The 6,648-nt window shown below is 40.5% G+C and carries 6 protein-coding genes; 4 read left to right on the top strand and 2 right to left on the bottom strand.

Annotation, left to right across the window (positions count from 1 at the left end):
• Positions 1–33 precede the first annotated feature (33 nt).
• Positions 34–582 (bottom strand): cysteine hydrolase family protein, encoded by a 549-nt coding sequence (locus LD39_RS04035; RefSeq protein WP_035543135.1) that lies wholly within the window; start codon positions 580–582, stop codon positions 34–36.
• A 78-nt stretch (positions 583–660) separates the two neighbouring features.
• Entirely contained in the window at positions 661–1,851 is a 1,191-nt protein-coding gene (locus LD39_RS04040) for an MFS transporter (RefSeq protein WP_035543136.1), read from the bottom strand.
• Positions 1,852–2,150: 299 nt separating this feature from the next.
• Between LD39_RS04040 and LD39_RS04045 the strand changes: the two genes are divergently transcribed.
• From LD39_RS04045 to treR, 4 genes are read left to right on the top strand one after another with little or no spacing between them, the layout of a single operon-like run.
• On the top strand, positions 2,151–2,639 hold the full coding sequence (locus LD39_RS04045; protein ID WP_035543138.1) for a PTS glucose transporter subunit IIA: 489 nt from the start codon (positions 2,151–2,153) through the stop codon (positions 2,637–2,639).
• 22 nt (positions 2,640–2,661) lie between these two features.
• Positions 2,662–4,071 carry a PTS system trehalose-specific EIIBC component gene (treP, locus tag LD39_RS04050; RefSeq protein ID WP_035543141.1) on the top strand — a complete coding sequence of 470 codons (1,410 nt, stop codon included), beginning with the start codon at positions 2,662–2,664 and terminating at the stop codon, positions 4,069–4,071.
• Between the two features lie 23 nt (positions 4,072–4,094).
• A complete protein-coding gene (gene treC / locus LD39_RS04055) occupies positions 4,095–5,780 on the top strand; it encodes an alpha,alpha-phosphotrehalase (protein WP_035543143.1) in 1,686 nt (561 codons plus the stop codon).
• Positions 5,781–5,803: 23 nt separating this feature from the next.
• Positions 5,804–6,529 carry a trehalose operon repressor gene (gene treR / locus LD39_RS04060; protein WP_035543146.1) on the top strand — a complete coding sequence of 242 codons (726 nt, stop codon included), beginning with the start codon at positions 5,804–5,806 and terminating at the stop codon, positions 6,527–6,529.
• Positions 6,530–6,648 lie beyond the last annotated feature (119 nt).

A 6,648-nucleotide genomic window follows, 5' to 3' on the forward strand; every position in this document is an offset into this window, starting at 1 on the left:
GGATGACCTGAGGTGGTGATTTTTGTAAACACTTTATTTGATTGTCGCGCCTAATACGGATTCAAAGTGACCTAGAGACCACTCATGCCCGGTCTGATTGAAGCTTGCTACAGCTTCCTTATAGACGACGATCTTGTACCCAAGGTTGTAAGCGTCAATCGCAGTATGAAGAACACAAATATCTGTACAGACACCTATCAAATGAACTTCCCGAATGTTTCTTTCTCTGAGTTTCATATCCAAATCTGTACCAGCAAAAGCGCTGTAACGCGTTTTATCAATGTAATATACATTCTCCTTCGATGCGTTTCCCTCATAGACATTTTGTAAGCGTCCGTAAAGTTCTCTGCCCTTAGTCCCTCGAAGGTTATGAGGGGGGAACAGCTTTGATTCAGGATGGTGGGGGTCTCCTTCTTCATGGACATCAATCGCGAATACGGTATAGTCATTGGTTTTTATAAAACTCTCTGTAAGGTTTGTAACATTCTCCTCTATTCTTTGGCCAGGTTCTCCACAAGTCAGAGCTCCTTCGTCTGCAACGAAATCATTCGTATAATCGATGTTGATTAAGACGCGTTTCATCCCGTTACCTCCTCGTAGTGTCTTTACACCTATCTTAACAGATTGTCGTCACTAAAAACGATTAGTTCTGTGGCTAAGCTAAGAATAACTGTGCAATTCCCTTGCGGATGATGATTCTTTTTGCAATGTGATGAGCATCAAGAAACCGCAAGACAGCAGCAATGCGCTTGTCACAAAGAACACAGCTGAAAATCCAAAAGCACCGGAAAGCATTCCTCCCATAGCCGGACCGATAATGTTGCCGAGAAAACGAATGCTCGTGTTGTAACCGAGGACTTCTCCCTGCATGGCAACGGGCGCTTCCTGGCGAATATATGCGGTTCTCACCGGAATAATTCCGCCGATAGATACGCCAAGTAAGAAACGTAATAGAACTAACTGCCAGATACTTGTTACAAAGGCTGCGGGAATATATACGATTCCAGCCATAAACAAAAGAAAGACCAATATTTTTACGTATCCTTTGCGATCGGCAATTCGTCCCCAGCGTCGTGCCATCATCAGATTACCGAGACCAGCAGCAGAAAAAGCGATTCCAGAGAATAGTGCTAAATTTTCTGGCCCATGTAATTCACCCACAAATAATGACAGGATGGGTTGAATGCTGAAGTGAGCAATTTGCACAAATAGAGAGATAATCATCACCACCATTAAAACCGGATGTTTAAAGATGTGAGTGAGTACTTCTTTAGAACTGTAAGATGACTGTTCTTGTTCATCCTCTTTTTCTACTTTTTGTTCATGGATACCGAAAAACACAATGATCGCAGAAATGCCTACCGTGATTGATACAAACTGGAAAGTTGTTGAATATCCGATGATATCAGCAATCCATCCTCCCAGCATGGGGCCAAGAAGGCTTCCGGTAATGCTTCCGGTTTGTAAAGTCCCTAATACCTGACCGGCAATATTTTTAGGGGTTTGTGTAGAAATCAACGCCTGGGACATAGGGATGAATCCAGTGAAGACACCCATAAAAAGACGCAAGAAAAATAATTGCCATACAGAACTTACAAAGCCCATCAATAAAACAGATAAAGCAAGACCTGAGGCTGAAAGGATAAGGATTTTTTTGCGTCCGTAACGGTCGCCGATCTTCCCCCAGATTGGTGAAAAAATGAATGCTGTAACGAAGGTGATTCCGAACACCCATCCAGACCATGTTTGAACATAGGAAGCTGAGAAATCACCAAGTTCTTCTATATATAAAGACAAAAAAGGCAAGACCATCGTTATGCTGCTAGCAATGAAAAAATTCGCAAACCACATGATCCATAAATTCTTTCGTGCTCGTTGTTCTTTCGTAAGGATAATAAATCCCTTCTTCCAATTATTTATTTCGTAACCCTAAATATATGTAACACAAAAAATAGCAAGATCAAAGAAATAAGCTCGAAAAATTTGCCGTATTTTGTCAGATGCGTTTCATCGTTCACTTTGAGTGATATGAGTTAATAAAGAATAAGGGTTGCATTGCTTGTATATACAAATTATAATCATAGTTAGTTGGTGTATATACAAGTTTGTGTGTACGGTAGAAATGTAAGCGTTTAAGGAGGAAGTGGAAGATGTTTAAAAAGTTGTTTGGAAATAAAGGTAAATCTGTAATTCTTACAGCACCAGTATCAGGAGAGCTTGTAGCTTTAGAGGAAGTACCAGATCCAGTATTTTCACAAAAGATGATGGGAGAGGGAATTGCTATTGATCCAGCTAAAGGAGAGGTGGTAAGCCCGGTTGATGGTGAAATCGTTCAACTTTTTCCCACCAAGCATGCGGTAGGGATCAAGACGAAGAGCGGGGCAGAAATTCTCATCCATATCGGTTTAGAAACCGTTGCTATGGAAGGAGAAGGCTTCGAAGCATTTGTTTCTCAAGGCGATAAAGTGAAAGCAGGGGACAAGCTGATCACTTTTGATATCGACCTTGTAAAAGAAAAGGCTAAAAGCACGGTGACGCCAATTATCATTACGAATAGTGATGAATTTGCTGTTCAACTGAACGATGAACAGCAAGTGACCTCAGGAGCCACGAACTTGATGACTGTGAATACTAAGTGATCTACATGAGGGAGGAATTAAAATGAATCATAAACAGCAGGCCGAACAAATTTTAGAAGCCATTGGCGGAAAAGGAAATATTTCTGCAGCTACTCACTGTGTTACACGTCTCCGTCTTGCACTTATTGATGAAGGAATCGTAGATCAAGAGAAGCTGAATAATATTGATGCCGTAAAAGGTTCTTTTTCTACAAATGGACAGTTCCAAATTGTCATTGGCCAAGGAACAGTGGATAAAGTCTATAAGGAGTTCATTGCTTTAGCGGGTATTGGAGAACAAACGAAAGAAGAGGTCAAAGAAGCCTCCAGTCAAAAAATGAATCCGCTTCAAAGAGCCATTAAGACGTTAGCGGATATTTTTATTCCGATCCTTCCAGCCATTGTTACAGCTGGTTTATTGCTCGGTATTAATAACATTTTAACTTCTCCTGGGATTTTCTTTGACGAACAATCTGTCATTGATGTCTATCCGCAATGGTCAGACATAGCTAACATGATCATCATCATAGCTAACACGGCGTTCGTATTCTTACCAGGACTGATCGGTTGGTCGGCCGTTAAGAAATTCGGAGGTAGTCCGATTCTTGGTATTGTTATTGGGTTGATTCTCGTTCACCCAGATTTGTTAAATGCCTGGTCCTATGGTGAGGCAGTAAAAGAAGGAAACGTACCAACATGGAACTTGTTCGGTATGGACGTCGAGAAAATTGGTTACCAGGGACAAGTGTTACCTGTTCTTGTAGCATCATACTTATTAACAAAAATTGAGCTGTTTTTACGTAAAAGAATTCCAGATAGTGTACAGCTTCTATTTGTAGGTCCCATAGCGCTTCTTGTAACTGGATTTCTTACATTTATTATTATTGGACCGGTTACATTCGCCATTGGTAACTGGATCACAGACGGTCTTGTAGCTACTTTTGATACATTCGCATGGTTAGGTGGACTGATTTACGGTGGACTGTATGGTGTACTTGTCATTACTGGAATGCACCACACATTCTTAGCTGTTGATATTCAGCTTGTCGGTAGTACAGGGACAACTTTCCTATGGCCGATGCTTGCACTATCTAACATCGCCCAAGGTTCAGCTGCCTTCGCGATCATGGCAGCATCTAAAGATGAGAAATTGAGGGGACTTGGTTTTTCAACAGGTGTTTCAGCCTGGTTAGGAATCACAGAGCCTGCTTTGTTCGGGGTTAATCTGCGATTCAAATATCCATTTATATTCGCTATTTCTTCATCAGCCATCGCTGGATTATATATTTCATCCCAGGGGGTTGTAGCAAGCTCCATCGGCGTTGGTGGTGTGCCAGGGATCTTCTCTATTGTAGCTGAATATTGGTTTGATTTTGCGATTGGTATGGTCATTGTAATTGTCCTTCCGCTCGTAGGAACGTACCTTTATGCTAAGCGTAAAAAAGATGTATAAAATGAAGAACGGTGGTGTGAAAATTGACTGAACAACCTTGGTGGAAAAAAGCAGTTGTGTATCAGATCTACCCTAAGAGTTTCAATGACACGACGGGAAATGGAGTAGGCGATATTCAAGGGATTATTGAAAAACTCGACTATTTACATGAACTCGGGGTAGATGTGCTATGGCTGACCCCAATGTACAAATCTCCTCAAAATGATAATGGGTATGATATCAGCGATTACTATGATATTCATGAAGAGTATGGGTCAATGAAGGACTTTGAATTATTACTAGAGGAAACTCATCGACGAGGCATGAAGCTGATCATGGACATCGTGATTAATCATACATCGACAGAGCATGAGTGGTTCCAGGAGTCTAGCAAGTCCAAGGACAATCCTTACAGAGACTACTATATTTGGAAAGATCCTGTGGACGGACAGGAACCTTCGAATTGGAAATCAAAATTCGGAGGCAGTGCTTGGCAATTTGACGAGCAGACAGGGCAATATTATTTGCACCTGTTTGACGTCACCCAGGCGGATTTGAACTGGGAAAATGAACAAGTGAGAAGTGAGCTTTATGAAATGATGAGATTCTGGGGTGAAAAAGGTGTGGATGGATTCCGATTGGACGTGATCAATCTCATCTCTAAAAACCAGGAGTTTCCCAACGACGATGGAAGTGTAGCTCCAGGCGACGGGCGTAAATTTTATACCGATGGCCCCCGAGTCCATGAATACATGCAGGAAATGAACCGTGAAGTATTCGAACCATACGATTTGATGACGGTTGGGGAAATGTCTTCAACGACGATTGATCACTGTATCAAATATACAGCTCCAGAACGCAACGAGCTAAGTATGACGTTTAACTTCCATCACTTGAAGGTAGATTATCCGAACGGTGAAAAGTGGACTGTCGCCGATTTTGACTTTCACGAATTGAAACAAATCCTATCTAAATGGCAGCAAGAAATGAATAAAGGTAATGGATGGAATGCCCTCTTTTGGTGCAATCACGATCAGCCTAGAGTTCTATCCAGATTTGGTGATGATAAAAACTATCCGGACAAATCAGCCAAAATGTTAGCAACGACCATTCATATGATGCAAGGCACACCTTATATTTATCAGGGCGAAGAGATCGGTATGACCAATCCTGGTTTTGATTCTATTGAAAAGTATAAAGATGTTGAATCTTTGAACATGTATCAAGAATTTAAAGGAAAAGGAGTAAGCGAAGACAAAATCATGGCTATTCTGAAGCAAAAATCCCGTGATAACTCTCGTACTCCAGTCCAATGGGATGCAAGTGAGAATGCAGGATTTACAGAAGGCAATCCATGGATTGATGTCGCCGATAATTATAAAGAAGTAAACGCTGAAATAGTGAAAAGTACCGAAAACTCTATTTTTCATTATTATCGCGACCTTATTCAGTTAAGAAAGAATTATGATGTTATTACACATGGAGATTATCAGCTGATCACTCCTGAGGATGACCAGTTGTTTGCTTATATACGTGAATGGAATGGAGAACATTTACTTGTCATCAATAATTTCTATGGAAAAGACGCGAAGTTTACACTACCTGAACAATTGAATGTAAAAGGAACGGCTGAAATTTTAATTAGTAACTACGAAGATTCAAGTGAAGATTACTCTAACATTCGTCTTCGCCCTTATGAGTCCATTGTTTATCATTTATCAAGCCACTGATATAATATGACTGGTGATAAAACATGAAAAATAAATTTCTAGTGATCTACAATGAACTCGTGCAAATGATTCAACGTGGAAAGTTCCAGCCAGGCGAAACTCTCCCTTCTGAGCATGAATTGAGTAACCTTTTTCAAACGTCCCGGGAAACCATTCGTAAAGCATTAAATATACTCGCTCAAAACGGGTATATACAAAAGATTCGAGGCAAAGGTTCGGTCGTTCTTGACCATAGTAAGTTTGAATTTCCTGTATCAGGTCTTACAAGTTTTAAAGAGCTTTCAGACCAGCTGGGTCAAGGTTTCCGAACCTATGTACATGAGCTGACCTTAGGTTCAGCAAGTGAATCACTTGCCCAACGAATGAACTGTACGGAAGATCATAAACTTTGGAAAATCGTACGTTCGAGGGAGATTGCAGGGGAAAGAATTATCTTAGATAAAGATTATATCAAAGAAGACCTTGTACCTAACTTGAATAAAAAGATTGCGGAACAATCCATCTATGAATACATTGAAAACAATTTAGGACTAGAGATTAGCTTTGCCAAAAAAGAAATTGTCGTAGAACCTGTAACAGAAGAGGACGAATCTCTTCTTGATTTGAGTGGACATCAACAAGTGGTCGTGATCCGAAGTTACGTGTATTTAGCAGATGTAACGCTTTTCCAATTTACAGAGTCAAGGCATAGGCCTGATAAATTCCAGTTTGTAGACTTTGCCCGAAGAACAAAGAATAGGTATGAATAAAGAAGAGTCCATAGGGCTCTTCTTTTCTTTTGTTTATAGCTATGGTCATCAAGATAGTTGGATTCCTTATACCACTAAAGTTCCCGATTGTTGAAGACTCAGTTTCGAGATAACAGCTG

This window comes from Halobacillus sp. BBL2006 (assembly GCF_000786645.1).
Taxonomy (GTDB): Bacteria; Bacillota; Bacilli; order Bacillales; family Halobacillaceae; genus Halobacillus.

Coding starts and splice junctions, on each gene's coding strand:
- treP (WP_035543141.1), top strand. CDS start 2,662: ATGAATCATAAACAGCAGGCCGAACAAATTTTAGAAGCCATTGGCGGA.
- LD39_RS04040 (WP_035543136.1), bottom strand. CDS start 1,851: ATGTGGTTTGCGAATTTTTTCATTGCTAGCAGCATAACGATGGTCTTG.
- treR (WP_035543146.1), top strand. CDS start 5,804: ATGAAAAATAAATTTCTAGTGATCTACAATGAACTCGTGCAAATGATT.
- LD39_RS04035 (WP_035543135.1), bottom strand. CDS start 582: ATGAAACGCGTCTTAATCAACATCGATTATACGAATGATTTCGTTGCA.
- LD39_RS04045 (WP_035543138.1), top strand. CDS start 2,151: ATGTTTAAAAAGTTGTTTGGAAATAAAGGTAAATCTGTAATTCTTACA.